The sequence below is a fragment of the Enterobacter ludwigii genome (genome assembly GCF_001750725.1).
GTDB lineage: Bacteria > Pseudomonadota > Gammaproteobacteria > Enterobacterales > Enterobacteriaceae > Enterobacter > Enterobacter ludwigii.
Genome location: NZ_CP017279.1, coordinates 2,455,897 through 2,479,812, shown reverse-complemented (window position 1 = coordinate 2,479,812; position 23,916 = coordinate 2,455,897). Strand labels below are relative to the sequence as shown.

Annotated in this window: 20 protein-coding genes, 1 tRNA gene and 1 pseudogene; 12 read left to right on the top strand and 10 right to left on the bottom strand. The window is 53.0% G+C overall.

Going from position 1 to position 23,916, the window contains the following annotated elements; translation table 11 throughout:
- Positions 1 to 7: 7 nt before the first annotated feature.
- Both rcsB and rcsD read right to left on the bottom strand, forming a co-directional pair.
- Positions 8 to 658, bottom strand: a complete 651-nt coding sequence (gene rcsB, locus BH714_RS11645; RefSeq protein WP_006176468.1) for a response regulator transcription factor RcsB — start codon at positions 656 to 658, stop codon at positions 8 to 10.
- A gap of 16 nt (positions 659 to 674) precedes the next feature.
- The gene (gene rcsD, locus BH714_RS11640) at positions 675 to 3,347 is read right to left on the bottom strand and encodes a phosphotransferase RcsD (RefSeq protein ID WP_020883163.1); all 2,673 of its coding nucleotides are present in this window, start codon (positions 3,345 to 3,347) and stop codon (positions 675 to 677) included.
- 743 nt (positions 3,348 to 4,090) lie between these two features.
- Here rcsD and BH714_RS11635 point away from each other — a divergent pair.
- The 6 genes and pseudogenes from BH714_RS11635 to mgtE all read left to right on the top strand — a co-directional run bounded on the left by BH714_RS11635 (position 4,091) and on the right by mgtE (position 11,457).
- Positions 4,091 to 5,206 (top strand): porin OmpC, encoded by a 1,116-nt coding sequence (locus BH714_RS11635; RefSeq protein ID WP_014170959.1) that lies wholly within the window; start codon positions 4,091 to 4,093, stop codon positions 5,204 to 5,206.
- 113 nt (positions 5,207 to 5,319) lie between these two features.
- Entirely contained in the window at positions 5,320 to 6,375 is a 1,056-nt protein-coding gene (gene apbE, locus BH714_RS11630; protein WP_032678595.1) for an FAD:protein FMN transferase ApbE, read from the top strand.
- Positions 6,376 to 6,447: 72 nt separating this feature from the next.
- A complete protein-coding gene (ada, locus tag BH714_RS11625; RefSeq protein WP_040018018.1) occupies positions 6,448 to 7,506 on the top strand; it encodes a bifunctional DNA-binding transcriptional regulator/O6-methylguanine-DNA methyltransferase Ada in 1,059 nt (352 codons plus the stop codon).
- Positions 7,506 to 8,155: pseudogene (gene alkB / locus BH714_RS11620) on the top strand (DNA oxidative demethylase AlkB). The gene ada and the pseudogene alkB overlap by 1 nt, the downstream one beginning before the upstream one ends.
- Before the next feature lie 75 nt (positions 8,156 to 8,230).
- The gene (locus tag BH714_RS11615; protein ID WP_040018017.1) at positions 8,231 to 9,874 is read left to right on the top strand and encodes a multidrug ABC transporter permease/ATP-binding protein; all 1,644 of its coding nucleotides are present in this window, start codon (positions 8,231 to 8,233) and stop codon (positions 9,872 to 9,874) included.
- A 146-nt stretch (positions 9,875 to 10,020) separates the two neighbouring features.
- Positions 10,021 to 11,457, top strand: a complete 1,437-nt coding sequence (gene mgtE, locus BH714_RS11610; protein WP_020883169.1) for a magnesium transporter — start codon at positions 10,021 to 10,023, stop codon at positions 11,455 to 11,457.
- Here mgtE and BH714_RS11605 read toward each other — a convergent pair.
- Positions 11,420 to 12,709, bottom strand: coding sequence for a SulP family inorganic anion transporter (locus BH714_RS11605; RefSeq protein WP_040018016.1), 1,290 nt, complete (start codon positions 12,707 to 12,709; stop codon positions 11,420 to 11,422). The genes mgtE and BH714_RS11605 overlap by 38 nt on opposite strands.
- A gap of 187 nt (positions 12,710 to 12,896) precedes the next feature.
- Here BH714_RS11605 and mqo point away from each other — a divergent pair, with 187 nt between their 5' ends.
- The gene (gene mqo, locus BH714_RS11600; protein WP_014170951.1) at positions 12,897 to 14,549 is read left to right on the top strand and encodes a malate dehydrogenase (quinone); all 1,653 of its coding nucleotides are present in this window, start codon (positions 12,897 to 12,899) and stop codon (positions 14,547 to 14,549) included.
- Between the two features lie 93 nt (positions 14,550 to 14,642).
- On the opposite strand, the gene eco is transcribed toward mqo, so the two are convergent.
- Entirely contained in the window at positions 14,643 to 15,146 is a 504-nt protein-coding gene (gene eco / locus BH714_RS11595) for a serine protease inhibitor ecotin (RefSeq protein ID WP_040018015.1), read from the bottom strand.
- Positions 15,147 to 15,355: 209 nt separating this feature from the next.
- Between eco and BH714_RS11590 the strand changes: the two genes are divergently transcribed.
- From BH714_RS11590 to BH714_RS24350, 4 genes are all read left to right on the top strand, one after another.
- Positions 15,356 to 15,616 (top strand): DUF2534 family protein, encoded by a 261-nt coding sequence (locus BH714_RS11590; RefSeq protein WP_010433451.1) that lies wholly within the window; start codon positions 15,356 to 15,358, stop codon positions 15,614 to 15,616.
- 136 nt (positions 15,617 to 15,752) lie between these two features.
- Complete coding sequence (locus BH714_RS11585) at positions 15,753 to 16,940, top strand: MFS transporter (protein ID WP_040018014.1); 1,188 nt, start codon at positions 15,753 to 15,755, stop codon at positions 16,938 to 16,940.
- Between the two features lie 621 nt (positions 16,941 to 17,561).
- The gene (locus BH714_RS11580) at positions 17,562 to 18,521 is read left to right on the top strand and encodes a hypothetical protein (RefSeq protein WP_040018013.1); all 960 of its coding nucleotides are present in this window, start codon (positions 17,562 to 17,564) and stop codon (positions 18,519 to 18,521) included.
- A 118-nt stretch (positions 18,522 to 18,639) separates the two neighbouring features.
- Positions 18,640 to 18,990: a hypothetical protein gene (locus BH714_RS24350; RefSeq protein WP_236918376.1), complete on the top strand. Its 351-nt coding sequence runs from the start codon at positions 18,640 to 18,642 to the stop codon at positions 18,988 to 18,990.
- 305 nt (positions 18,991 to 19,295) lie between these two features.
- Here BH714_RS24350 and BH714_RS11570 read toward each other — a convergent pair whose 3' ends face one another.
- The 5 genes from BH714_RS11570 to BH714_RS11550 form a co-directional block, all read right to left on the bottom strand.
- Positions 19,296 to 19,622: an NIPSNAP family containing protein gene (locus BH714_RS11570; protein WP_040019055.1), complete on the bottom strand. Its 327-nt coding sequence runs from the start codon at positions 19,620 to 19,622 to the stop codon at positions 19,296 to 19,298.
- 124 nt (positions 19,623 to 19,746) lie between these two features.
- Positions 19,747 to 19,986 carry a DinI family protein gene (locus BH714_RS11565; protein WP_014170944.1) on the bottom strand — a complete coding sequence of 80 codons (240 nt, stop codon included), beginning with the start codon at positions 19,984 to 19,986 and terminating at the stop codon, positions 19,747 to 19,749.
- A gap of 186 nt (positions 19,987 to 20,172) precedes the next feature.
- Positions 20,173 to 20,249 (bottom strand) — tRNA-Pro (locus tag BH714_RS11560).
- Positions 20,250 to 20,321: 72 nt separating this feature from the next.
- Positions 20,322 to 22,082, bottom strand: coding sequence for an LPS biosynthesis-modulating metalloenzyme YejM (gene yejM, locus BH714_RS11555; protein ID WP_040018012.1), 1,761 nt, complete (start codon positions 22,080 to 22,082; stop codon positions 20,322 to 20,324).
- A gap of 19 nt (positions 22,083 to 22,101) precedes the next feature.
- Positions 22,102 to 22,329: a YejL family protein gene (locus BH714_RS11550; RefSeq protein WP_001135586.1), complete on the bottom strand. Its 228-nt coding sequence runs from the start codon at positions 22,327 to 22,329 to the stop codon at positions 22,102 to 22,104.
- Positions 22,330 to 22,463: 134 nt separating this feature from the next.
- Between BH714_RS11550 and yejK the strand changes: the two genes are divergently transcribed.
- On the top strand, positions 22,464 to 23,471 hold the full coding sequence (gene yejK, locus BH714_RS11545; RefSeq protein WP_040018011.1) for a nucleoid-associated protein YejK: 1,008 nt from the start codon (positions 22,464 to 22,466) through the stop codon (positions 23,469 to 23,471).
- A gap of 53 nt (positions 23,472 to 23,524) precedes the next feature.
- Here yejK and rplY read toward each other — a convergent pair whose 3' ends face one another.
- Positions 23,525 to 23,809 carry a 50S ribosomal protein L25 gene (rplY, locus tag BH714_RS11540; protein WP_014170941.1) on the bottom strand — a complete coding sequence of 95 codons (285 nt, stop codon included), beginning with the start codon at positions 23,807 to 23,809 and terminating at the stop codon, positions 23,525 to 23,527.
- Positions 23,810 to 23,916 lie beyond the last annotated feature (107 nt).

Sequence of the window (23,916 nt, the reverse complement as noted above, 5' to 3'; positions counted from 1 at the left end):
GTCAACATCAATCCTTATCCGACGCGCTCAGCGTAACGGAGGAGAGATAGTTCAGCAGCGCAATATCGTTATCCACACCCAGTTTCATCATTGCTGATTTCTTCTGGCTACTGATGGTTTTAATACTGCGGTTCAGCTTCTTGGCAATCTCGGTGACCAGGAAACCTTCGGCGAACAGGCGCAGAACTTCGCTCTCTTTCGGAGACAGGCGTTTGTCGCCATAGCCACCGGCGCTGATTTTTTCCAGCAGACGAGAGACGCTTTCAGGCGTGAACTTCTTGCCTTTCTGCAGCGCAGCGAGCGCTTTTGGCAGATCGGTCGGCGCACCCTGTTTCAGCACAATCCCTTCGATATCCAGATCCAGCACGGCGCTCAGAATGGCCGGGTTGTTGTTCATGGTCAGAACAATGATCGAAATGTCCGGGAAGTGACGTTTGATATATTTGATGAGTGTGATCCCATCACCGTATTTGTCCCCAGGCATGGAGAGATCGGTGATGAGCACATGCGCATCAAGCTTTGGGAGGTTATTGATCAGTGCTGTAGAGTCTTCAAATTCACCGACTACATTCACCCACTCGATCTGTTCAAGTGATTTGCGAATACCGAACAGTACAATCGGATGGTCATCGGCAATAATTACGTTCATATTGTTCATGTATAAGGCTACCTTGCTACAGCAAGCTTTTGACGTAGGCGTCAATGTCGCTGATGTATTTTTCAATGCCAGAGGCATCTTTCTCACGAATTAGATGTTCCAGCGTTTCACATAACTGCTTGCCGGGAACCAGATTAAGCATGGCAAACACCCCTTTAAGCCGGTGTGCTGTCTGTGCCAGCGCTGCAAAATCATTCGCAGCGGACTCAGTATACAACCGCTTAACATCATCTGGTACTGTATCAACAAAGAGTGAATAGTATCCGCTGGCGTGAAGCTCGGCATTTTCATTGCCGCCTAACGGTGATTCCGCTATCTCTTCCTGCGCCAGTTGCTCTTCTATTAGTTGTAGTACAGCTTCCTGCATCGCATTGCTTATATTAAAGTTGACGCGCAGTTGGCCTGGGCCGATTTTTCGCACGCCTGGCTCATCATCGCTTAAAAGCAAGCCGGAGGCAGTAAGATTAGACGGATTATCAGTTAAAAACAGATCAAATTCTTGACTTGAGAGTCTTTCATCCGGCGTTATGCAGGCCGCGCCCCAGTTTTCTAACTGACGAACCACAATATTGCGGATCTCGTTCGAGGTCACATCCACCATCACGACCACATCATCCAGCAGGCGTTCTTCGTCTTCTTCCTGTGGATTCGCCGCCATTTTAACGTGCAGTGAGTAACGCGTGCCAAGTGATTCGCGGGCCTTGATATTCAGATGGCCACCGAGCTTACGTGCCAGCTGATCGCACAGCCAGAAGGTCAGGGCATTGGCCTTGCCGTAATGATCGCTCTGGGTGTCATTCAGGAACGGGAAATGCAGATTATCAATTTCACTTGTCGTTACGCCTTCCCCGGTATCCAGGATGCGGAACGTCAGGCGATCTTCAGCCGACTCGTCGGTACTGACTTCCAGGGTGATCTTGCCGATCTGGGTGGTGGTGACGGCGTACTGAATAATCATCAGCAGAATGCGACGCAGCGCTTCGCGATCGCCGTGACGTTCATCATTCGCCGGTAAATGGTTATTGATCAGCAGTTGCAGCCCTTTGCGCTTAATTACGGGCAGGACCTCAGGCACCACTTCATCGATCAGATTCTGGATAGAGAAGAGGGTCGGCGTTCCTTTCCAGAAATCATTTTCGAGCATATTCGCCAGTTGGATCTCATCTACCATGCGCACCAGCGAGTCGGCCTGGCAGGCAAGCTGATGGCTTTCAGATGTATTCAGCGCCGCCGCCTGGGTAGCCAGCATTTTTAACGGCTTCTTGAAGGCATCACCAATATTCTGCATAAAGGCAGCGCGCCCCTGCTGGTTTTTCTCATACAGACGTTGTGCCTGCTTGAGCTTTTTATTCACCAGCACTTCACGATCCTGATCGCGGATGATGAAGATCTGCGTGCGGGAGGCGATCTGGCTGCGGAACTGTCGGATCTCATACAGCTCGTTATTAATGGTGGCCTGAATCACGCCCTGATGTTGATCCGCCATGGCGGTGATGTTCTGCAGATTGAGATGAGGCAGCAGGTGGTCAGCAATTTTATTGCTCATCACCGTACGGTTGGCTTCCTGATCGTGAACCAGCACCCCAAGCGGCAGCACGGAAATAATCTCTTCATTCAGCGCGCGCAACACGCGCAGTTCGTTACTGGTTCCTGCCGGGACCGGAGCGGCATCGCTTTGACGCCCTGACTGGAAGCGGAACGTGCTGTAGCCAAACAGCGCCAGCGCCAGCAGGCCGATATTCAGCAGCAGGGGCAGGAGGATATTTTGCAGCGTATCAAGCAGCAGGGTGCCGAACGGCACTTGCCACACCAGACGCATACCGGTTGAGTTCAGCGAAGAGGCAATTTCAATTTTCGAGCCGTTAAAGGAGATCGATACGCTCTCTGCGGCCTCTTTGTCCGATGCGGCACGCATATTCTGAGTGCTGCTGTCCGGCTCCAGACGGAAGCTGTCGAGCGGCATATCCGGTGGAATCAAGTCATTGATGGGCAAATCGAAGGCCACCACCGTCGCCAGATGGCCTGGCTGGTTAAAGGTGGTACGCAGCGTAAAGTAATGGCCATTCTGCCAGGCGAGGCGGCGCAGAGATGAGAAGCTCTCACGTTCATCAAGGGCGTTCGCCTGCTGCAGCATTTCTGCCCGGCGGGAATCGACAATGCTGCCCACGGTCGTCTCTTTGAAACCGGAAGAGAGATCTTTTAGCGGCAGGGTTGAGATCAGGATCATGCTGTTGTCCTGACCGTTCAGATAGTACATTGACCACGGCACCGTCTCGGCACCCCAAAGGGTATCAAGATAGGTTGAGATGCGCTGGGTCATCTCAAGCGTTGCGCTGTCATGAGAGCCGAAGATCAGCGCTTCGGTTTTGCGCTGTGGTTTTTCCAGATAATAGACGTCCTGCTTCAGGCGAGTCTCCTGGAGCCCGTCTCCGGAGGAGGTTGCCGGCGCGGCCGCGATATTGTCGTAAATCTGCCAGGTTGCATAGCGCCAGGTATCAATGCGCTTGTGGACGGCATGGGTGATATCAACAACCTGATAGCTCTTGTCCTTCAGCCAGGCGTTAACCGCGCTCTGAACCATAACCCCCATTGTGACTAGCAGCACAACGATCAAAAGAAGAAAGAAACGGGTGATGCTCCCGGGTAAGAGGGAGAATTTGCTCGGAGCGGTAGTTTCAGTCTGACTCATTGATATCTTTAACCCGTAATGGTCGTGCTCTATGGCGATAGGGCAGTATAAAGGGTAATACCTGAATTTCCAGCGTCACGCTCTTTGAACCCGCCACTTTTTCGACTGACAATATCGGAGAACGCCATTGCATGAAACATGTACAAAGCGAGTGAGAGTGTACAAATAAAAACCGATACATACCGGTAAATAGCACGAATTAACAAGAAATTGAGATTTGCAGTAATGACGCGGTTCTCGAGGAGAGAGGAAACGAATTTAGTTAATAGTCGTTACAATTTCAGTGCGGTAGCACAAAAAAACGCATGCTACGTAAAGAAAGGTAAAAAAAAACCGAATGCCAGGCATTCGGTAGAATTAGGGATAAACAGACATTCAAATCTGAATGACGGTAATAAATAAAGTTAATGATGATAGCGAGAGTTATTTTAGAGATAACGGCCGATCTTGTTTTGTCATTCAGTGCTGTAAATATTTTTAATGTAGTTTACTGAATTTAAATGTTTTTTCTTCTCGCTTGATGATAAGTGCTAAATTCTTAAGCTGTCTGTGCTTTGTAAAAGTTCCTTGATATTTACATTTTGAAACATGTTTATCGTGAAATGAAACATTTTCAAAGTTTTCGTATCATATTCCCGTTGGATTATTCTGTAATTTTGCGGAGAATGAAATTGCCGACTGGTTAATGAGGGTTAATCAGTAAGCAGTGGCAATTATAAGGCATATAACAGAGGGTTAATAAAATGAAAGTTAAAGTACTGTCCCTCCTGGTACCAGCTCTGCTGGTGGCAGGCGCAGCAAATGCGGCTGAAATTTATAACAAAGATGGCAACAAATTAGATCTGTACGGCAAAGTTGATGGTCTGCACTATTTCTCTGACGACAAGAGCAATGATGGCGACCAGACTTACATGCGTCTTGGCTTCAAAGGCGAAACCCAGGTTAACGATCAGCTGACCGGTTACGGCCAGTGGGAATACCAGATTCAGGGCAACACCTCTGAAAGCGACAACCAGTCCTGGACGCGTGTAGCGTTCGCGGGTCTGAAATTCGCTGACGCGGGTTCTTTCGATTATGGTCGTAACTACGGTGTGATCTACGACGTAACGTCCTGGACTGACGTTCTGCCAGAATTTGGCGGCGACACCTACGGTGCAGACAACTTCCTGCAATCCCGTGCTAACGGCGTAGCAACCTACCGTAACCAGGACTTCTTCGGTCTGGTTGATGGCCTGAACTTTGCTCTGCAGTATCAGGGTAAAAACGGCAGCGTAAGCGGTGAAAACGATTCCGGTCGTAGCACCCTGAAACAGAACGGTGACGGTTACGGCGCGTCCGTGACCTACAACCTGGGCGAAGGCTTCAGCATCGGTGGTGCGATGTCTTCTTCTAAACGTACTGCTGACCAGAACGACACCACTAACCTGGCGCTGAAAGGCGAAGGCGATCGTGCTGAAGTTTACTCTGGTGGCCTGAAATACGACGCCAACAACATCTACCTGGCGGCGCAGTACTCTCAGACCTATAACGCAACCCGTTTTGGTAACTCTCAGAGCAGCAGCGACATTTACGGCTTTGCTAACAAAGCACAGAACTTCGAAGTGGTTGCTCAGTACCAGTTCGACTTCGGTCTGCGTCCATCCGTGGCTTACCTGCAGTCCAAAGGTAAAGACATCGAAGGTTACGGCGATCAGGATCTGCTGAAATATGTTGATGTTGGTGCGACTTACTACTTCAACAAAAACATGTCCACCTACGTTGATTACAAAATCAACCTGGTTGATGAAAATGAATTCACCCGTCAGGCGGGTATCGGTACTGATGATATCGTAGCGCTGGGTCTGGTTTACCAGTTCTAATCGCTTCATCGTGTGACAAAGGGGGCCTTATGGCCCCTTTTTCGTGCCTTTTCGGTTCTTACAATTCACCCTTTTGGTGTACTCTTGCCGCCCTGGCATGAGGATAATAATGAATGGACATGACTTTTTTACGCGCCAGCTTCCTGGCTATACTTTTTTTCCTGACAGCATGTGACTCTTCCACGCCTGTGGCCAAAACGGATGCTCCCGCGGCGACGGTGCTGGAAGGCAAAACGATGGGCACATTCTGGCGTGTCAGCGTGATGAATCTCGATAAGACACGCGCTGAAGAGCTTCGCAGCAAAATTCAGTCGCAGCTGGACGCCGACGATCAGCTTCTTTCGACCTACAAAAATGACTCTGCGCTGATGCGCTTTAACCTCTCCACCAGCACTTCCCTGTGGCCGGTGAGCGAAGCAATGGCCGATATCGTGACCGAATCAATGCGCGTGGGCTACAAGACCAACGGCGCGATGGACGTGACCGTGGGGCCGCTGGTTAACCTGTGGGGGTTTGGCCCGAACAAGCAGCCTGTCACCACGCCTGACCAGGCGGCGATAGATGACGCCCGCGCCCGGACAGGGTTGCAGCACCTGACGGTGATCAACCAGTACGGACAACAGTACCTGCAAAAAGATATTCCCGATCTGTTTGTTGATCTGTCGACGGTAGGGGAAGGGTATGCGGCAGATCATCTGGCCGCGCTGATGGCCCAGGAAGGTATTTCGCGTTACCTGGTGTCCGTGGGCGGTGCGTTAGTCAGCCGCGGCATGAATGCCAGCGGTAATCCGTGGCGGGTGGCGATTCAAAAACCGACCGACCAGCAAAACGCCGTACAGGCGATTGTGGATATCAACGGTCACGGTATCAGCACCTCCGGGAGTTACCGTAACTATTATGAGCTCGACGGGAAGCGGATTTCGCATGTCATCGATCCGCAGACCGGCCGCCCTATCGCGCATAATCTGGTCTCGGTGACGGTCATTGCCCCCACCGCGCTGGAAGCCGATGCCTGGGATACCGGTTTAATGGTCCTCGGTCCGGAGAAAGCCAAAGAGGTGGTCCGCCAGGAAGGACTGGCTGTCTATATGATCACCAAAGAGGCTGATGGCTTCAAAACCTGGAGTTCGCCGCAGTTCGACAGCTTCCTGGTAAGTGATAAGAATTAAAAAGCAAGGTTGCGGGTTTTTAATCAGTGGCACTCGGGCACGCTGTATGTATGCTTGTAAGAGGAGCTGATGATGAAAAACCCGACCTTTATTACCGATGACGATCGCTGGCTGGCCGTGCTGGCTCGCGATCCGCGTGCTGACGATCAGTTTGTCTTTGCCGTGCAAACGACGGGGATCGTCTGTCGTCCGTCCTGCCGTGCCCGCCACGCGTTACGTAAAAATGTCCGCTTCTACCCCGATGTAGATCATGCCCTTCAGGCAGGGTTTCGCCCGTGTAAACGCTGTCAGCCGGACAAACGCGATCCGCAGGAACAGACGCTGGCAAAAGTTGAACATGCCTGCCGTCTGCTGGAGCGCGATCCCGCGTTAACGCTGGAAATGCTGGCGCAGCAGGTCGCCATGAGTCCTTTCCACTTCCACCGCTTGTTTAAGTCCGTTACCGGTATGACGCCTAAAGCCTGGCAACAGGCGGCGCGGGTACAACGCCTGCGTACCGCGCTTGCGCAGGGGGACAAAATTACCGATGCCGTGCTGGCCGCCGGGTTTCCTGACAGCAGCAGCTATTATCGTCAAGCCAACGCTGCGCTGGGCATGACGGCGAAGCAGTACCGGAAAGGGGATGTGGCGGTGCGTTATGCGATTGGTGAGTGTTCGTTAGGCCGTTGCCTGGTGGGTGAAAGCGAGCGCGGGATCTGCGCGATTCTGCTGGGTGACGACGATGCGACATTAACCGAGGAGCTTTTGACGCTGTTTCCAAAAGCAGAGCGAGAAACGCTGGAAGGAGAATTCGCCCGGCGTATTGAGCGGGTGATTAGCGCTATCGATGACCATACCGTGCCGCTGGCACTTCCGCTGGATATTCGGGGCACCGCTTTCCAGCAGCGTGTGTGGCAGGCGCTTCGTGACATACCCCGCGGTGAAACGGCAAGTTATCGCCAGGTGGCGCAGACGATCGGTAGCCCAGGCGCTGTGCGTGCGGTGGCGGGAGCCTGTGCCGCAAATAAACTGGCCGTTATCATCCCCTGCCACCGCGTTGTTCGTCACGACGGTGCGCTTTCGGGCTACCGCTGGGGGACAGAACGAAAGGCGTTGTTACTGAAACGTGAGGCAAAGAACCCGGAGGGATAATGCTCGATCTTTTTGCGGATGCGGAACCCTGGCAGGAACCCCTTGCGCCCGGCGCGGTGATCCTGCGCCGCTTTGCGCTTTCCCGCGCGGCGGCGCTGCTTGCCGGCATCGATGAGGTGGCGGCGCTCTCGCCGTTTCGACACATGGTGACGCCCGGGGGATACACCATGTCGGTGGCGATGACGAACTGCGGGGAACTGGGCTGGGCGACAAACGCGCAGGGCTATGTATATGCCCCGGGCGATCCTGTAACCGGCCAGCCATGGCCGCCGATGCCTGACGTTTTTCGGGCGCTCTGCCATGACGCCGCCGTTGAAGCGGGCTATGCCGACTTTCGCCCGGATGCCTGTCTGATTAACCGCTACGCCGTGGGGCAAAGCTCTCGCTGCATCAGGACAAGGATGAACCCGATCTGCGCGCGCCGATCGTCTCGGTATCCTTAGGCCTGCCCGCGGTCTTCCAGTTTGGCGGTTTACGCCGTAACGATCCGCTGAAACGGCTCATGCTGGAGCACGGTGATGTGGTGATTTGGGGCAGGGAATCGCGGCTTTTTTATCACGGCATTCAGCCCCTCAAACCGGGAGTACATCCTCAGACCGGCGAGTTCCGTCTTAACCTGACGTTCCGGCAGGCATCCCGTGGCCAATAAAAATAAGAATTATTCTTGATGTAACCGTCCGGCAGTTTAAACTGCTGGCTGATTTTTATTGCCCGGATTGCCTGCATGCAACTACTTCTCCTCGTCTGGCGTCAGTATCGCTGGCCCTTCATTGCCGTCATGGCGTTAAGCCTCGCCAGCGCCGCGTTAGGTATCGGCCTGATCGCGTTTATTAACATGCGCTTGATTGAAATGGTCGATACCTCACTCGCCGTCCTGCCGGAGTTTCTTGGCCTGCTACTGCTGTTGATGGCGGTGACGCTCGGCTCGCAGCTGGCGCTGACGGCGCTGGGACACCATTTCGTTTTCCGTCTGCGCAGTGAATTTATCAAGCGTATTCTGGACACGCAGGTAGAACGCGTTGAGCAGCTTGGAAGTGCCTCCCTGCTGGCAGGGCTGACCAGCGACGTGCGCGCCATTACCATTGCCTTCGTTCGTCTGCCGGAGCTGGTGCAGGGCATTATTTTGACCTTTGGTTCGGCGGCGTATCTCGCCTGGCTCTCCACAAAAATGCTGGCTGTCACTGCGCTGTGGATTGTTATCACCATCTGGGGCGGTTTTCTGCTGGTGTCGCGCGTCTATAAACACATGGCGGTGCTGCGTGAAACCGAGGATAAGCTCTATAACGATTACCAGACCGTGCTGGAAGGGCGTAAAGAGCTGACCCTGAATCGCGAGCGTGCCGAGCATATCTTTAACCATCTCTATATTCCCGATGCCCGCGAATACCGGCATCACATCATTCGCGCCGATACCTTCCACCTGAGCGCGGTGAACTGGTCGAACATTATGATGTTGGGCGCCATTGGCCTGGTCTTCTGGATGGCGAACAGTCTGGGATGGGCGGATACCAACGTCGCGGCGACCTATTCACTGACGCTGCTGTTTTTACGTACACCGCTCCTCTCCGCCGTGGGCGCATTGCCAACGTTGCTGAGCGCTCAGGTGGCGTTTAACAAGCTCAATAAATTCGATCTCGCACCGTTTAAAGCCGAATTCCCACGCCCGCAGGCCTTCCCGAACTGGCAAACCCTGGAGCTGCGTAACGTCATGTTCCGCTATCAGGACAACGCTTTTTCCGTCGGACCGGTAAACCTGACGATTCATCGCGGCGAGCTGCTGTTCCTGATTGGCGGTAACGGTAGCGGAAAATCCACGCTGGCGATGCTGCTCACCGGCTTATATCAGCCGCAATCGGGCGAGATTTTGCTGGATGGTAAAGCGCTGAGCGCGGAGAAACCTGAGGATTATCGCAAGCTCTTCTCGGCGGTCTTCACCGATGTCTGGCTCTTTGATCACCTGCTGGGGCCGGAAGGGCAGCAGGCTAACCCTGCGCTGGTGGAGAAATGGCTTGGGCAACTGCAGATGTCCCATAAGCTTGAGCTTCAGGACGGTAAAATCCTGAACCTGAAACTCTCGAAGGGGCAGAAAAAGCGCGTGGCGCTGCTGCTGGCACTGGCTGAAGAGCGCGACATCATCCTGCTTGATGAATGGGCGGCAGACCAGGACCCGCATTTCCGCCGCGAGTTTTATCAGGTGTTACTGCCGCTGATGAAGGCGATGGGCAAAACTATTTTCGCCATCAGCCATGACGATCACTACTTCATTCATGCCGACCGTCTGCTGGAGATGCGCGACGGCAAGCTCAGCGAGTTGACCGGCGAGGAGCGCGATGCGGCGTCTCGTGATGCGGTAGCGCGCACGGCCTGATGTCTCGTCTGACCCTCTCCAACCGGGAGAGGGGATAAAATCGCGGCGATGTGCCGCTTTTTTATGCATCCCGTCCCGTTGTTTATTCTTATTTACATATCCCCGCGCTATGCTTAATGCCATCTCATTTCATGGATTTATGATTGATGTCGGTATTAAAGAAAAACAGCGCCCGGCAGCGTGACCAGGAACGTGCGCGTCTCATCTGGCTTCTCACGACCGATAAAGCGGTCACGTCTGCGTTACTGGGCAAACTGACCCTGGCTGAGCAATATGATGTCGGCACTTTAGCCGACGATATTGCTGAGGTAGGTGCACTGGTTGCCCATTTGCCTCCGCCCGACCTGGCGGATACCCTCGAAGCACTTCCCTCGGAAGAGCGTCACGCCCTGTGGCGTCTGGTGCAGGATCACGAGCGCGGGCAGGTGCTGCTGGAGGCGTCGGAAAACGTCTGGGATGACCTTATCGATGAGATGAGCGACCGGGATATTCTTGATGCCCTGCAAACGCTGGATATCGACGAGCAGATTTACCTTGTTCAACACCTGCCGCGTAACCTGACCGGCCGACTGCTGGCCTCGCTGCCTGCCGATGAGCGGGCGCGCGTGCGCCAGGTGATGCACTACGATAAACACAGCGTTGGCGCAATTATGGAGTTTGGCGTCATCACGGTGCGCCCGGACGTCACGCTCGGCACGGTGCAGCGCTATTTACGCCGCCTGGGCAGTATGCCCGACAACACCGATAAACTGTTCGTGACCTCGCGGGATAAAACCTTGCTTGGTGAGCTGGAGCTGAAAACGATCCTGCTCAACAGCACTCAGCGGCGGGTGAGCGAGGTCATGGAAAACGAGCCGATGGTCTTCTCGCCGGAGGATGATGCGGAAAAAGCCGCGCGTACCTTCGAACGTGACGACCTCGTGAGTGCGGCGGTCGTGGACTCGGTCGGCAAGCTGATGGGACGTCTGACAATCGATGAGATCGTTGACGTGGTCTACGAAGAGACCGATAACGATCTGCGTGCGCTTGGTGGGATCAGCGCCGAAGATGACGTCCATGCCTCCGTGGGCAAGGCGGTCAAAACCCGCTGGGCCTGGCTTGCCATTAACCTCTGTACCGCGTTTATCGCCTCCCGCGTGATTGATGGCTTCGAACACACCATTTCGCAGCTGGTCGCGTTAGCCTCGCTGATGCCGATTGTGGCCGGGATAGGCGGCAACACCGGCAACCAGACCATCACCATGATTGTTCGCGCGCTGGCGCTGGAGAACATTCAGCCGGGTAACTTTGCCTTCCTGATCTTCAGAGAGATGGGCGTGGCGCTGATTAATGGCCTGGTGTGGGGCGGAATTATGGGCGGCATTACCTGGTGGCTGTACGACGATATGGCATTAGGCGGCGTGATGATGCTGGCGATGGTGCTGAACCTGCTGGTTGCGTCGATGATGGGCGTCATCATCCCGTTGACGATGACAAAGCTCGGGCGCGACCCCGCAGTGGGGTCGAGCGTCATGATCACTGCCATCACCGATACGGGCGGCTTCTTTATTTTTCTTGGGCTGGCAACGCTTTTTCTTCTTTAACCCGACGCTTAATTCGGGCGGGAAGGAGTGCCATCACGATAATCCCGCCCAGCACACCAATGGCCAGGTTGCCGGTTGAAACCGTGGTTGCAACGGTCACCAGCATCACGACCGTTTCCGCAATGGGGGCATTTTTCACCGTCGCGGGCTGCAGGCTATGCCAGCTGAAGGTTTTGACGGCGACAATCGCCATAATCCCGGCCAGCACGGCCATCGGGATGCGGGCCATCACTTCACTCAGCGCCGTCACCAGCACCAGAAGCACCAGACCAGCCGCAACAGTGGAAATGCGGCTGCGGCCTTTGCCCATCTCCACGTTGACGATGGTTTGACCAATCATGGCGCAGCCTGCGATACCGCCATACCAGCCTGCCAGAATGTTACCGATGCCCAGAGCAATGCTTTCGCGGCGCTTGCCGGACGGGGTTGCCGTCAGCTCATCCACCAGTTTTGCCGTCAGCAGCGACTCCAGCAGACCCACAAACGCAATGCTTAATGCGCATGGCCAGATAATGCTCAGCGTATCGGTGTTCAGCGGGGCAAGCAGCTGCGTCAGCCCGGGCAGGCCACCGCTCATGGTGCTTTCGTCACCCACGGTCGGCAGGATTTGCCCGGTGGTCACGGTAAACAGGGTTAACACCACAATGGCAATAAGCGGCGCGGGGATACTTTTGATATAGCGGGGCACCCAGAGGACGATCAGCAGCGTCAGCACGAACAGGCCCACAATCAGCGGGCTTCGGCTCCAGAAATGGGGAACCTGGGCGAAGAAGATCAAAATACCGAGCGCGTTAACAAACCCGGTCATCACCGACTGCGGAATAAAGCGCATCAGTCGCGCCATGCCGAGCACGCCGAAGAGGATCTGGATCGCCCCGGCCAGCAGAACGGCCGGCAAAATGTACTGCACGCCATGCTGATGCACCATCGGGCCAATCACCAGCGCCACGGAACCCGCTGCCGCCGTGACCATTGCCGGGCGGCCGCCGAGCACGGACAGGGCAAGACACAGCACCACGGAAGCAATCAGGCTGACTTTAGGATCAACCCCTGCGACGACAGAAAACGAAATCACTTCAGGAATAAGCGCCAGGGCAGTAATCACGCCCGCCAGCGTTTCACGCATCAGCAGCCGGGGAGAGCGTAATACCGAGGCGACATGGCCTTCATGGGGTAAAGAAGAATCGGGTAATGACATAACACTTCGCAGGTTAGGGCAGGCTTCCGTGCGCGCGATCACAAAACGCAACATACTAGCCAGAAAAGCCGCCTTTTGCCAGCCGCATAGGTAATCCCTCACAAACAATCCATCATTAAATTTCACAATTACAATAATTTCTTAACCTTTAAACACCATTTAAAAGTTGTTACCGTTCCCGCGCAGCTTTTTTCACCTGCAATTTCCACGCATCACGCACTTTTACACTAAGGCATAAATTATGAAAAAAATGACTGCCATGCTCTTGTCTCTGGCCGTGGGGCTGAATACCGTCTCAATGGCGGCAAAAGCTGACACGCCAAAAGAGCAGGAAACGGACGTCCTTTTAATTGGTGGCGGTATTATGAGCGCCACGCTGGGAACCTATCTGCAAGAACTGCAGCCGGACTGGTCTATGACCATGGTCGAGCGCCTCGATGGCGTGGCGCAGGAGAGCTCGAACGGCTGGAACAACGCCGGTACGGGCCATTCGGCACTCATGGAACTGAACTACACACCGCAGAAAAAGGACGGTTCCATTAGTATCGAGAAGGCGGTTGAGATCAACGAAGCATTCCAGATTTCTCGCCAGTTCTGGTCTCACCAGGTGAACAGCGGCGTAATGCACGATCCGCACTCCTTCATCAACACTGTGCCGCACATGAGCTTTGTGTGGGGCGAGCAGAACGTTAACTTCCTGCGTGCGCGCTATGCGGCTCTGCAGCAGAGCACGCTGTTCCGCGGCATGAAATACTCCGAAGATCACGCGCAGATTAAAGAGTGGGCTCCGCTGGTCATGGAAGGTCGTGACCCGAACCAGAAAGTTGCCGCGACCCGTACTGAAATTGGTACTGACGTGAACTACGGCGAAATTACCCGCCAGCTGGTAGGTTCCCTGCAGAAAAAAGAGAACTTTAATCTGCAGCTCAGCACCGAAGTGCGTGGCTTTAAGCGCAATGCGGATAACAGCTGGAGCGTGACCGTTGCCGATCTGAAACACAATGAAGAAGAGCACGTCATCAAGGCGAAGTTTGTCTTTATTGGTGCGGGCGGCGCGGCGCTGAAACTGCTGCAGGAAACCGGTATTCCGGAAGCTGACGATTACGCAGGCTTCCCGGTGGGCGGTCAGTTCCTGGTGTCTGAAAACCCGGAAGTGGTGAATCGTCACCTGGCAAAAGTCTACGGTCAGGCTTCCGTTGGTGCGCCACCCATGTCCGTTCCGCACATCGACACCCGCGTGCTTGACGGTAAACGTGTGGTGCTGTTCGGGCCATTCGCGACCTTCTCCACGAAGTTCCTGAAAAACGGTTCCCTGTGGGACCTGCTGAGTGCGACCACCACCTCTAATGTTAAGCCCATGATGGACGTCGGTCTGGATAACTTCGATCTGGTGAAATACCTGATTAGCCAGGTGATGCTCTCTGACGATGAACGCTTTGACGCGCTGAAAGAGTACTATCCGCAGGCGAAGAAAGAAGACTGGCGTTTGTGGCAGGCGGGTCAGCGTGTCCAGATCATCAAACGCGATCCGAAAGAGGGCGGTGTACTGCGTCTGGGTACCGAAGTGGTCAGTGACAAAGAAGGCACTGTTGCTGCGCTGCTGGGTGCGTCACCGGGGGCTTCTACCGCTGCGCCAATCATGCTGCATCTGATGGAAAAAGTGTTTAAAGACAAAGTTGCCAGCCCGGAATGGCAGGCAAAACTGAAAACCATTATTCCTTCTTACGGCACTAAGCTGAACGGTAACGTTGACGCGACGGAACAGGAACTGGAATACACCAGCCGCGTTCTGCAGCTGCAATATGTGAAGCCGCAAGCTGCTGCTGACGCAGCACCAAAGGCAGAGCTGAAGCCTCAGGCGGAAAACAAACCGGTCGCGGATATCGCACTCTGATGTGAAAAAGCCGGGTAGCGTTAGCGCTTACCCGGCTTATTAAACCGCACAGTATCATGGCCGGGTCAGGCGAAGTCGCCACCCGGCTTATCCTTAACGGACTTCTGCGGTGCCCGTCTCTTCTTCCGCCTTCCACACGCGATATTTCACTTCCACGTTTGCAGGCGTATAAACGACGATTGGCAGCTTGCTGTTATAGCGCAGCAGACTGTTGTCACCCAGATACGCGGTAACAAATTTCTTCTCTTTCTTGCCATCCGGGCAGGCCATCATGGTCGAAACCGGAGACGTCACTTTATCAAAGACGTAATAGTCGTAGCCCCAACCTTCCAGGGTTTTGCTTTCCAGCTGACCGCCCAGACGGTGCTGGTTGCAGTCCACTTCCAGCGTCTGGCCAATTAACAGTTCCACTTTGAAATTCGCTTCATCCTGCTGAGCGGGTAACTGAATGACCTGACGCTTCATCCCTTTTTCCGCTTGCGGATAAGGCGCTACTTTTTCCAGAGGCTGCGCTTTAGGGGTGTCGCTGGCGAAAGCGCTGGTGCTAACGCATGCGGCGGCAATCAGGGCAATGGCAAATTGAGGTGCTTTTTTCACAGTCATTCCTTTATGTCAAACTATCAGGCACAGGTTAACATAATGTTCGTGAATGATTAGTGTAATTTACTTACATTTTCAATATTGGCAGCGTATAAAACTCTATTCATGCGCAATGAGTGGTTGTTTGTACTGCATTGGAGTCTGGCGGCAGATCGTGTTATTTTAAGCGCCACAAAATGTTATTCATCTGTGAAGGGAAGAGAGAGATGGTACGTGCAAAACTGAAAACACCTGAAGGCCGCAAGTTCCTGTTGGCGCTACTGGTTGTGTTTATGATTGCTGCCGCGTGCGTTGGGCGGGCAACCATTGTTGGCGTTATTGAACAATACAACATTCCTCTCTCTGCCTGGACGACCAGCATGTATGTCCTGCAATCAGCGATGATCTTTGTTTATAGCCTGGTGTTCACCGTGCTGCTTGCCATTCCGCTGGGCATTTTCTTCCTGGGTGGGCGTGATAAACATTAAACGCCTTTCCTGCGATAAAAAAGCCAGCCTGAGCGCTGGCTTTTTTATTGGCTCGTTGTTCTTCCTCAGGTTTTTTAATCCGTCGTATCCTATTCTGTAAGCAGTCAGGCCACTGTTTTCAGAGCAGGAGTTACAGATGCTTTCCAGATTTACGGTACTCAGCCGGATCCCTCGTGGGGTCTGGGTAGTGGGTGGCGTCAGTATGTTGATGGACATCTCGTCAGAGAGTATTCACAGCCTGCTTCCACTGTTTATGGTGACTACGCTGGGAACGAGCGTGTTGGTTATCGGTCTGATTGAAGGACTCGCGGAGGCTACCGCTCTCTTTATCAAAGTCTTTTCGGGGGCGATTAGCGACTATCTTGGCAAGCGTAAAGGGCTGGCGCTACTCGGGTATGGCCTCGGTGCGCTGAGCAAACCCTTTTTCGCCCTCGCATCCTCTTCGGGGATGGTTTTAGGCGCGCGCCTGATGGATCGTGCGGGGAAGGGGATCCGCGGTGCTCCACGGGATGCACTGGTCGCAGATATCACCCCGCCGGAACTGCGTGGGGCGGCATATGGCCTGCGTCAGTCTATGGATACCACCGGCGCATTTCTGGGGCCACTACTGGCCGTGGGGTTAATGCTGCTGCTACATAATGATTTTCGCGCGGTTTTCTGGATAGCCCTGATCCCCGGCTTTCTTTCGGTTGCGCTGCTGTATTTCGGCCTGAAGGAGCCGAAAACCCCTGTCGAACATAAACGCACTAATCCCATCAAAAGAGAGAATTTAACGCGGCTGGGAAAATCGTGCTGGTGGGTCATTGGCCTGGGGGCGGTATTCACACTGGCACGTTTTAGCGAGGCTTTTCTTGTCCTCCGTGCGCAACAGTCTGGCGTTCCCCTGGCCTTAATCCCGCTGGTGATGGTGGTGATGAACGTGATCTATTCTTTCTCGGCCTATCCGTTTGGCAAACTCTCTGATGGTATGAGCCATACCCGGCTTCTGCAGTGGGGGCTAGTCGTATTGATTGCCGCTGATATCGTTCTGGCCCTGAGTACCCACTGGACCGGTATTATTATTGGCGTTGCGCTCTGGGGCATGCATATGGGGATGACTCAGGGGCTGCTGGCCGCTATGGTGGCCAAAACAGCACCTGCGGATTTGCGCGGTACGGCGTTTGGTCTTTTCAGTATGGTCAGCGGGGTCGGGTTACTGATGGCCAGCGTGGGTGCCGGCGCTATCTGGGAACTGTGGGGCGCAGAATATACCTTTTATGCCGGCGCGGTGATTTGTTTGCTGACGCTGCTTTATCTGCGTAAAACGCCTGCCGAAGTGCGGTAAGAATACGGTTATTAAAATGCTTTTCTTTTTTTAGTCGTACGAATCTGGGCTGGACAGCATTTATGCTGATTCAACCAGCCCTGTCATCCATTGCAATAAATTCCTGCCTCTGTAATTAGCCTCCCGCTATACCGCCACGTTGTTCAATTATCACACCTCTTATCGCGTGAAATCCGGGCATGTATTCCTCTCTGCATTGCTGACGGTGTCTGGCTTGGGGCCACACCAGCTATGCAGGGACAGGGCGCTTTATCCAGAGGAGGGATGCTTTCGTTACGTCAATGCACGTGCACTGAAACATTATTTCACTTTTTTTATGCGGGATAATGAACCGGAAAAATTCACCATATGAGTGTTATCCACTAAAAAATGATTTGTTGCGATAACAATAGAGATGTTTTGAAGCAAATTAACAGGGAAATATAGTGGCTGAGTTGATTGTTATTTCTACGATTTGAATTAGGGATATTGATAAATATCAAAAGTGTAATCGTTTACAGTCGTTATTATGCGCGGTTTGAAGTGCTTGTTTCGCTTATTGAAAAAAGTCCCCGACATGTGCCGGGGTAGTTAATTGTTGTTTCTGTTTTCCCTTAACGTAAATTAAAGGTAATTATTGTAATGAACCGCCATTCTATCATTTCTTTATCCGTAATAATTGCGCTTTCATGCGGAAGTGTGAACGCCTTCGCTTCTAATTTCATGACTATGGATGAAAAAGCCACGGCTATTCAGTCGATTCGCAATGAAGCCAATCAGGCCATGGAGGATAAGCAGGCTGCATTAAAGGCTTACAATGCCGACCGTTCACCTGAAAATATGGCCCGTTTAGGGGACATCGAAAACAGCTTACGCACTGCAGGCAATCGTATTAATGCAGTACAGGCAACGGAAATGGCTCCCGATGCGCCGCGACCTGTAACACAAAGAACGCCGCAACCCCTGCAGCAGAAAACGCCACACATTACGGGCACGACTTACCGGAACGCTGTGATTTCAATGCAGCAAGTCACTACAGGGCCAGCCTTACCTGCAGGAACTGCCGTTAACACCCCTGACGCCACCAAAACGTCTGCAGTGGCTGCGCCACAAATCACAGGCACAACTTACCGCGCCGCAGTGGTGTCTATGCAGCAAGCGACAACAGGTCCAGCCTTACCCGCTGGCAAGGCGGTTACTGCGCCCTCGCTTACTCATACTCCAGCCACCACGAAAGCACCTGATAACGTTACAAGTGTTGCCATAACAAAAGACACGGGCTCGATTAACGTTGCTGTGTCCAGTATGAAGCCGGGGACGCCTGTGAATATCACGGTTAATGGTGTCACCACTACCACCACCGCAGGGGAGATCGCCAAAGTCGATCCGAATGTGCAAATCGCAGTTCCGCATGTAGACGCGTTGATCGTCTCTCAGCGTCAGGGAAGCGATCATAGCCGTAATAACTCACGACATGAGCATGGAACGGGGAACGGCAGCAACAATGCAGCCAACAGCAACAGCGCCCACGGCTTAGGCGGTGGCAATCATATTGGTGGTGGTAGCGCTCAGTCTGGCTCCAGAAACGTGGGTCACTGGTGATAGTAAATCTCTTGATGGGTTGGTTTTTGGGGGTTGTCAGTGGCTGGTGTATGGCTGGAATAGTGGCAAACCTGAAAGAAATCAGGCGACAACATGTCGAATTTGGGAAGTATTTTAAGTGAAACCCTTAAAAAAAGTGTTACTGATGAAAAAGGCTCAGTGGATATTCTTCATTCTGGCAGCGGTGACTACAACAGGATGTAGCATTGCTTCTCAACCCGAAACGGATGCATTAAGCACCCGGCCTTTCATGGGGGGGAACGGTAAACGTGTTGCGGCAATGTCAGATTTTCAAATCTGCGAGGCGTTGGGCTATGCACAGGCCCACCACGAAACGAAAGTTTACAACACGCTTTCCGCATTGTTGGAGCAACGCCAACAGGCGGGTACGCTCAGGATCGCTCAGGGTGATTGCACCGCAGCAGCGCTAAACGTCATCAATGAGGAAAAGGCCAAAGTGAAACAGTAATGCATCAGGGGGCCAAAACGGGCCCCTTTTTTTCCAGTGAGTGACATGACACCCATTTCCCTTTGCAGAAATAAAAAAACAACCCGGAAGGGTTGGTTTTCAACAATATGTTGGTCGGAAAAACGCTTCTTGGGGATGTCCTCATGTGGCTTATGAAGACATTACAAACATCGCGGTGTGTTAATCAATGGGGAGCAGGGCAGGGTTAGATATGTATAAGCTCAGACTCGTTTTGGCAGTTTCAATACACCGAACCAAACCTAATAAGGCAGTAAAAGCTCAATCGCGACGTAACAGATTTGGACTTACACTCGGAGCCCATCCACACTTACTCGTGGCAGATCAATTACTGTCTTAATGCTTGTTTCGATGCAGTCAATGATGGACCTACGAGGCCCGCAGCGCCAGTCTGTACTCGCGTAGAAAGAATTAAGCACCGTATTCATATTTTCAATATTTTCAAAGGCTCGAATGAGATAGTAGCAATCAAGATCGTGCAGAGAGTTACCAAACGACACCACATCGATGCCGTGGCGTTGATGTAGGGGAACGCTAATTTCTGCCATGACGTTATGAAAAACTGCTCCGGTGCCTTTGTGTAAATTGTATTGCAGTATCTCGACTGTTTTTATCATCACTGCTCCAGACGTTGGTTTATCGCACTAAGTCGATTGTCCAATGTTATTGTCTTACACAAAGGAAAAATGTCAGCTAAAGTCCGCGCCAATACATTCGATATGAGGGCTTCAAAGAAATTTATTCATTTGTAAGCCACATATCAGACTCTTCAAACATATCCTCCAGCATGCGGTTCAACTTTTCACGATCGCTTTTGCTGGCATCGCTATTGAGTCCGTTAGCCTGCATAGGCTTAACCTTCACTTCAGCATCAGGGAAGATGTTATGCACTCGCTTCGTAAGCTCGGCCAATATAATTTCTCTGGCTCCATCCAGGCCCTGAACATTTCGCTTATCGTAAACCAACTCAACAAACATAAAACCTCCGTAATAACTTCAAGTGCGGGAGGTATTTTTACTGTAAAAATATACAGCGTCAAGCGTGGCGGAGTGTTTTAAGGGGGAGGTGTCGACCGTTGGTGCTGAAACTACAGGTAATGATTCCCATCAGAAATGATGCAATAAAAAAACCAGCCATAGCTGGCTGGTTTTAAAGAGTATTTTTGGTCGGCACGAGAGGATTTGAACCTCCGACCCCCGACACCCCATGACGGTGCGCTACCAGGCTGCGCTACGTGCCGACGCATAAAAAGAATACTACTCGATTCCGTTTTGAATGCAAGGGAATCTGTTGCTAACTGGTTTATAATTAATCAGTTAGCGATAAAGCGCTTCTCATCCGTCAGAACCTGCAGCAGCAGGCTCAGCTGCGGTTTTTGGTCTTTCAACCGCTCACCCTGCAGATTATACGTCTGATACTTCCCATTGTTGTTCAGCACCAGCGTCAGCGCTGGCGTAGTCACCACCAGCGTGCTCTCTCCGGCAGCCGTCACCCAGTTATGGCGGCGGGTGGCACTGAAGAGATCCTGCCCCTGTGAATACTCGTTTGCTGGCGTGCTGACGTGCAGCAGACGTTGCATCAGGGTCGTCATCACATCTTTATGTTCAGTCAGCATATTGATGCGCTGCGCCGGCGTTCCCGGCCAGTGGATCACCAGCGGAACATGCAGATTTGGACGCGACCACTCCATGCTCTTCGTCTCGTCACCCAACGGGATACCATGACCGGCCGTGACGATCACGACGGTGTTATCCAGCTTGCCAGACTCGCGCAACGCGTCGAGCACGCGGCCGATTTGTGCATCCACGTCACCGGCAGCGCGGCTGTAGCGGCGCGCAAAGCCTTTCTGATTCGTGTCCTCAAGGTTGGTGCCGTTTAAGGCAACCCACGAGAACCAGCGGTTATCTTCCTGGGCGTAGCGTTGCAGCCAGCTTATCCACTGACTGGCGGTCTGTTCATCTGTCTGGCTCTGTGCCGCCGGCAGTGAGAAGTCTGACAGCAGCGCCTGGCGATAGAGCGCGCTGTTAAAGCCATCCGATGAGAATAGCCCTAACTGATAACCCTGCTGATTAAGCCCGGTGATCAGTGCCGCAGGAATACGGGCGGACAGCACGCCGTCTATGTATCCGGCTGAAATACCGTAGAACAGACCAAAGATACCCGCATCGGTCGAGTTACCGGAACTCATATGCTGTGTAAACGTCACGTTCTTACTGGCGAAATCAGCCAGAGCAGGCATCTGCTTCTCGTAACGTGAATAATTCAGGCCATCGACGGTGATTAACAGGACGTTTTGCCCGCGGCCCATATCGCGATAGCGTAGTTCGCTCAGCGGATACTGAACGCTGACCGCTTCCGGATTACCCTGTTCGACCAGACGGCGCTGATACTCCTGCGCATCCAGCAGGCCGTGTTTTTCGAGGAAACGGCGGGCCGTCATCGGATAAGAGAGCGGCAGGTTAGCGCGCTGCATGGTAATAGGGCGATAGAAGTTCGCATCCGCCCAGATATACATGATGTGCGAGCTAATAAAGGAGACGAAAAAGAGCGTCGCAACGGGCTTCGCGTAATGGCGGCGCCGGGTCAGGCTGCGCAGTTTTTGCCAGCTCCAGGTGGCAAACAGCATCTCAATAAGCAGGATCACCGGAACGCTGATAAACATCAGCTGCCAGTCACGGGCCGTTTCGTTTTGATCCGGGTTGATCACCAGTTCCCAGACGATGGGGTTGAGATGCAGGTGAAAACGGGTAAAGACTTCGCTGTCGATAAGCAGCAGCGTTATCCCCGCCGTCGCGAGGATAGCGGACAAGAAACGCATGAGCCGCTGCGACATGACGATAAACGTCAGGGGGAACAGGATCAGCAGATAGGTGGCGAAAACCAAAAAGCTAAAGTGACCCACAACGCTCATCCAGGAGTAAATACGCCCGGTTAGCGTTGTCGGCCAGTCTGCGACAAACAGATAACGACAGCCAATGACCGTCGCTAACAGAATGTTGAACAGGGCAAACCAGTGTCCCCAGCTGACCATCTGGGAGACTTTTTCACGGTAGCGCTGACGATTCGTCACCATAAACTGTTGTTCGTTTCCCTTAATGGGCCTGGTCGTCGCTGACGGAGGACTGTAACGCCTGGGCGAAAGATTTGGCGATCGCCTGACGCTGAGCCGGAGCAACGCTGGTATTGATAAGGTTGGTGACCATATTTCCCAAAACCATCAGGGAGAGATCGGTCGGCGTTTTATGTTTTTCCAGTACGTTGACCAGCTCACTGAGCAGTTGTTCAACGTGTTCATCACTGTAGCGGGAATGTTGTGGCATAAATCAAAATCAGTTTGTTGATGAAAGGGCAACATATTACCGTAGCGACAGCTTTTTTTCCCCTTTTTTATCTGTTGTTGCACACATGACCTGGTGGTGGTTGAATACCGCCCGGTCTAAAAGGAGAGTTTATCATGAGTCTGGAAATCAACCAGATTGCCTTGCACCAGCTTATCAAGCGTGATGAGCAAACCCTTGAAGTGGTGCTTCGCGATTCGTTACTGGAACCCACGGCGACCGTTGTGGAAATGATGGCGGAGTTGCACCGCGTCTACAGTGCTAAAAATAAAGCCTATGGTCTGTTCAGCGAAGAGAGCGAACTGGCTGATAGTCTTCGTCTGCAGCGTCAGGGCGAAGAGGATTTCCTGGCGTTTAGCCGCGCCGCCACCGGACGTCTGCGTGACGAACTGGCAAAATACCCGTTCGCAGACGGCGGTATCGTCCTGTTCTGTCACTATCGTTACCTGGCAGTAGAGTATCTGCTGGTCACCGTGCTGAACAATTTAAGCAGCATGCGCGTGAATGAGCAGCTGGATATCAGCTCTACCCATTATCTTGATATCAACCATGCGGATATCGTGGCGCGTATCGATTTAACCGAGTGGGAAACGAACCCGGAATCGACCCGCTACCTGACCTTCCTGAAAGGCCGCGTCGGCCGTAAAGTGGCTGATTTCTTTATGGACTTCCTCGGCGCCAGCGAAGGTCTTAACGCCAAAGCGCAGAACAAAGGGCTGCTGCAGGCGGTTGACGACTTTACCGCCGAAGCGCAGCTCGATAAATCTGAGCGTCAGACCGTGCGCCAGCAGGTGTACAGTTACTGCAACGAACAGCTGCAGGCGGGAGAAGAGATTGAGCTGGAGTCGCTGTCAAAAGAGCTGGCGGGCGTCAGTGAAGTCAGCTTCCAGGAATTTACCGCTGATAAAGGCTATAAGCTCGAAGAGAGCTTCCCGGCGGATCGCAGCACGCTGCGACAGCTCACTAAATTTGCCGGTAGCGGCGGTGGGTTGACCATCAACTTTGATGCCATGCTGTTGGGTGAACGCATCTTCTGGGATCCGGCCACCGATACGCTGACCATCAAAGGCACGCCGCCGAACCTGCGCGATCAGCTTCAGCGCCGCACCTCTGGCGGGAAATAACAGGCATAAAAAAAGCCCCGCAGAAGCGGGGCTTTTTTTCGACGTGTTTGCGATTACGCGCGAACGAAGTCGATGTGAGTGACTTTTGGCTTGAACGCGTGACGCTGAACAGCCTGAACTTTCACTTTTTCTTCTTTACCGCCAACAACGATGGTCAGAACTTCGCTGTAGAATTCAGGTTTGTTCTGCAGGTTCCACACTTTGTCGTGATCCAGTTCGATTGCAACTGGAGCAGCTTCGCCACCGTAAACGATAGCCGGGAACTTGTTAGCGTTACGCAGGCGGCGGCTCGCACCCTTACCCTGCACGTTACGTACTTCTGCTTCGATAGTAAACATTGATTTCTCTCTGTATTTTAAACCCTACTACAGGCGACCCAGCAGCAGGTGAGTGTTCTGCTTCACGGATATGAAGCGGGCGGCATTTTATACTCAAATGCCCCTCA

Bases quoted from the DNA above. Each gene is read 5' to 3' on its own strand.
- rcsB (WP_006176468.1), bottom strand. From the start codon at position 658: ATGAACAATATGAACGTAATTATTGCCGATGACCATCCGATTGTACTG.
- BH714_RS11580 (WP_040018013.1), top strand. From the start codon at position 17,562: ATGAACCGCCATTCTATCATTTCTTTATCCGTAATAATTGCGCTTTCA.
- yejK (WP_040018011.1), top strand. From the start codon at position 22,464: ATGAGTCTGGAAATCAACCAGATTGCCTTGCACCAGCTTATCAAGCGT.
- yejM (WP_040018012.1), bottom strand. From the start codon at position 22,082: ATGGTGACGAATCGTCAGCGCTACCGTGAAAAAGTCTCCCAGATGGTC.
- BH714_RS11590 (WP_010433451.1), top strand. From the start codon at position 15,356: ATGGTACGTGCAAAACTGAAAACACCTGAAGGCCGCAAGTTCCTGTTG.
- BH714_RS11550 (WP_001135586.1), bottom strand. From the start codon at position 22,329: ATGCCACAACATTCCCGCTACAGTGATGAACACGTTGAACAACTGCTC.
- BH714_RS11605 (WP_040018016.1), bottom strand. From the start codon at position 12,709: ATGTTGCGTTTTGTGATCGCGCGCACGGAAGCCTGCCCTAACCTGCGA.
- mqo (WP_014170951.1), top strand. From the start codon at position 12,897: ATGAAAAAAATGACTGCCATGCTCTTGTCTCTGGCCGTGGGGCTGAAT.
- apbE (WP_032678595.1), top strand. From the start codon at position 5,320: ATGGACATGACTTTTTTACGCGCCAGCTTCCTGGCTATACTTTTTTTC.
- rplY (WP_014170941.1), bottom strand. From the start codon at position 23,809: ATGTTTACTATCGAAGCAGAAGTACGTAACGTGCAGGGTAAGGGTGCG.
- rcsD (WP_020883163.1), bottom strand. From the start codon at position 3,347: ATGAGTCAGACTGAAACTACCGCTCCGAGCAAATTCTCCCTCTTACCC.
- mgtE (WP_020883169.1), top strand. From the start codon at position 10,021: ATGTCGGTATTAAAGAAAAACAGCGCCCGGCAGCGTGACCAGGAACGT.
- BH714_RS11615 (WP_040018017.1), top strand. From the start codon at position 8,231: ATGCAACTACTTCTCCTCGTCTGGCGTCAGTATCGCTGGCCCTTCATT.
- ada (WP_040018018.1), top strand. From the start codon at position 6,448: ATGAAAAACCCGACCTTTATTACCGATGACGATCGCTGGCTGGCCGTG.
- BH714_RS11585 (WP_040018014.1), top strand. From the start codon at position 15,753: ATGCTTTCCAGATTTACGGTACTCAGCCGGATCCCTCGTGGGGTCTGG.
- BH714_RS11635 (WP_014170959.1), top strand. From the start codon at position 4,091: ATGAAAGTTAAAGTACTGTCCCTCCTGGTACCAGCTCTGCTGGTGGCA.
- BH714_RS11565 (WP_014170944.1), bottom strand. From the start codon at position 19,986: ATGTTTGTTGAGTTGGTTTACGATAAGCGAAATGTTCAGGGCCTGGAT.